Here is a 3,332-nt window from a genome sequence, read left to right on the forward strand (position 1 = left end):
GCCCTTCGCGGACGGGGACGACTTCCACCGGCCGGACTCCATCGCCCGGATGGCGGCCGGCATCCCGCTCGACGACGGGCGGCGCCGGCCCTGGCTGGAGGCCGTCGGGCGGTGGCTGCGCGAACGGGAGGCGGCGGGCACCGGCGGTGTGGTCAGCTGCTCCGCGCTGAAGCGGCGCTACCGGGACGTCCTGCGGGAGGCCGGCCCGGACGCCTTCTTCCTGCATCTGACGGGGAGCCGCGAGCTGCTGGCGGAGCGGATCGGCGGGCGCACCGGCCACTTCATGCCGGGGTCGCTGCTCGGTTCGCAGCTCGCCGCGCTCGAACCGCTCCAGCCGGACGAGCGGGGTGCGGTGCTGGACGTCGGCCCGGCCCCCGGGGTGCTCGTCGACGCCGCGCTGGACCTGTTGCCGCGTCCGGGCGGTTTCACTCACGGCTCACCCGATTGATTCCGTTGCGTTCCGGCACTTCCGTCACAGTCGTCCGGGAAATCACTCGAATATTGCTGCGAATAGCTGTTCGAGTGGCTGGTGAGATCTGAACCTCATATTTTCGGCCAAAGAATTCGAGCCCGTTCTCGGGTGCTCCGGGCGCGGCCGGGAGTCGCACCAGGGATTTTGGCGTTCCGATTACCGACGGAGTCGCTTTCCGTTCAATCGGAAGGGGTTGCGAGCGGCTGACCCGCCGTGAAGACTGTTGCGCGTTCGTCGTCCGGGCGTTCGGGACGGCAGGGATTCTGCGGCTCCCCGGCCGCGTCGGCGCGTTCCGCGCGACGGGTGCGCGGACGGATCGCAAACAGGGGGGATGGACATGCCGGGTACGGCCATTGCGCAGGTGGGGGCCGGGAGAGCGGCTGGTCGCCGGGGGACGGGATTCTGTCCGACCGTTCCGGCGGGGTAAGGGTATTCGGCCGTTCGCGGTTCACCGCGCGCCGGCCCGCCGTTCATCGTGCGGCGGGAAATTCGGGTCGCATTCGCACCGTCCGTCCCGGGCACGTCGATGCGCCCCCGGAACGGCTCCGCGAGGGCGGGTGCGGCGCTCGGCCGCGGGTGTCCCGGGGATTCCCGATGCCGGGCCGGCCGGTCGTGGGCGACGGGGCTTCCCGCGATTCCCCCCGTTCCCGCGCGTCCGGAAGCGGGCGGCGCCGACGGCCGGAAATTCCCCGCTGTGCCGCACTCCCATCCGCAATTCCCTTGCGGGCGCCCGGCGCGCCCGCACCCGAGAACCAGTCAACGGGAGCTTCCGCCATGCCCTACGCCAGTCCGGCGCCCGTACGAGAACGGGTGCCGCAGGTCCTGCGCAGCGAGCTGCAGCACCGGCTCGACACGCTCGCGCGCGCCCACCGGGTGCCCGGTGCCCAGCTGGTGCTGGACACCGGCGCGGAGACCGTCGCCCTGCACACCGGGGTGGCCGACACCGCCACCGCGGAGCCCTTCACCGAGGACACCGCCGTTCCGGTGGGATCGCTCACCAAGCCCTACACGGCCGCCCTGGTGATGCTGCTCGCCGACGACGGCGACCTCGACCTCGACGAGCCGGCCGCCGAGCACCTTCCGGAGCTCCGGCAGCTGCCTGAAGTAACGATTCGTCACCTCCTGGGCCACACCGGCGGACTGCCCACCGGGCCGGACTCCGACGCCGCCGCCCGCACCACCGCCACCCGCTACCTGTCCGCCGTGTGCACCGCCCGGGACGCGCTGTTCCGGCCCGGGACGGACTTCTCCTACTCCAACGCCGGCTACGTCGCCGCCGGGCGCCTGGTCGAGACGGTGACCGGGATGCCCTGGCAGGAGGCGGTGCGCGCCCTGCTGCTCGAACCCTTCGGCACCGGGCCGGTCTTCGTCGACACGGCCGCGCCCGGGCGACCGGTCGCCGCCGGCCACGCGCTCAACGCCGCGACCGGCCGGCCCCGGGCGGTCCGGCAGAACCTGGCCCCGCTGGAAGCCCCGGCCGGCGCCCTGCTGGCCGGCGCCGCGGACCTCGCCGCCCTCGGCGCCGCCCTGGTCGGCCGGTCCAAGACGCTGCCCCCGGACGTCGCCGAGCTGATGCGCCGCCCGCAACCCGCCGCCCGGCCGGGAGCGCTCGCGGACGGCTGGGGCGCCGGCGTGGCGCTCTACCGCCAGGACGGGCGGTTCTGGTGCGGCCACGACGGCAACGCCATGGGCACCTCCTGCCACCTGCGGGCCGACCCGGACAGCGGCGTGGTGGTCGCCTTCACCGGCAACGCCGGCGCCGCCACCGCGCTCTGGCGCGAACTCGCGGCCGAACTGGAGAAGTCGGCCGGGCTGCGGGTGCCCGCGGCGATCGAACCGGTGGACGCGCGCGGGCCCGTGCCGCTCGCCGAACCCGGGACCCTGGCCGGATGCGCGGGCGACTACCGCAACGGCTCGGTCCGCTACCGGATCGAGGCGGCCGGCGACGGAACGGCCACCCTCTCGGTCGACGGCGACCCGCCGATCCCGCTGCGCTGCTACACCGACCTCTCCTACGACCTGCTCGCCCCCGACACCGGCCGCCCCGAGCCCGGCGGACGCTTCCACCGGGACCTGGCCACCGGCCGCGTCGACCGGGTGCAGGTCTCCGGGCGCACGGCCCGCCGGGCCGCCTCCGACTGAGCCGGTCGGTCCCGCAGCCGTAGGCCCGATCCACGCACCGCCGCACCACCGTTCCGCCGTTCCGCCGTTCCGCCGTTCCGCCGTGTTCCCGTTCCCCTGTTCCTCCGGGCCCGAGGGCGGGCTACCGCCTGCCCCGGTGCCCTCGTCGTCGCCCCCATCGGAAGGACCTTCCGCCATGGCCGACCGGCCTGCCCAGCCCGTGCACCCGTCCGCCCCGCCGCAGGCCGGCGGCACCGCCGGAGGCACCTCCCCGAGGCCCCGGACCCTGGACGCGCTGTTCGCCGCCCAGGCGGCCCGCACCCCGCTCGCGCCCGCGGTGACCGACGGCCGGCGCAGCTGGACCTACCGGGACCTGGCGGAGCGCGTCGAGCGGCTGGCCCGTGACCTGCGCCGGCGCGGCGCCGGCCCGGAGCGGACGGTGGCGCTGGTCCTGCCGCGCTCCATGGAACTGGTCGCCGCCGAACTGGCCGTCGTCCGGGCGGGCGCCGCCTTCCTGCCCGTGGACCCGGGCTACCCCGCCGAGCGGCGGGCGCTGATGCTCGCCGACGCCGCCCCCGCGATCGTCCTGGACGACCCGGCCGACGTGAGCCGGGTCCTGGAGACCGCCCTGCCCGCAGGCCCGGACGTGCCGGGCGCCGCGGACGGCACGGGCGGCCCGGCCCCGGCCGGCACCGACCACCCGGCGTACGTGATCTACACCTCGGGCTCCACCGGCACC

At 75.6% G+C, this 3,332-nt stretch carries 3 protein-coding genes; all 3 read left to right on the forward strand.

Annotated elements, in window-relative coordinates:
- The coding region (locus tag ACIQOV_RS33775) for a gluconokinase (RefSeq protein WP_401054593.1) at positions 1-448 on the forward strand (448 nt) is incomplete at its 5' end.
- 798 nt (positions 449-1,246) lie between these two features.
- Positions 1,247-2,614 carry a serine hydrolase domain-containing protein gene (locus ACIQOV_RS33780; protein WP_401054594.1) on the forward strand — a complete coding sequence of 456 codons (1,368 nt, stop codon included), beginning with the start codon at positions 1,247-1,249 and terminating at the stop codon, positions 2,612-2,614.
- A 175-nt stretch (positions 2,615-2,789) separates the two neighbouring features.
- A partial coding sequence (locus ACIQOV_RS33785; protein ID WP_401054596.1) for an AMP-binding protein occupies positions 2,790-3,332 on the forward strand: 543 nt, incomplete at its 3' end.

This window comes from Kitasatospora sp. NPDC091257 (genome assembly GCF_044757675.1).
In the GTDB taxonomy this organism is placed as follows: domain Bacteria; phylum Actinomycetota; class Actinomycetes; order Streptomycetales; family Streptomycetaceae; genus Kitasatospora; species Kitasatospora lactacystinica.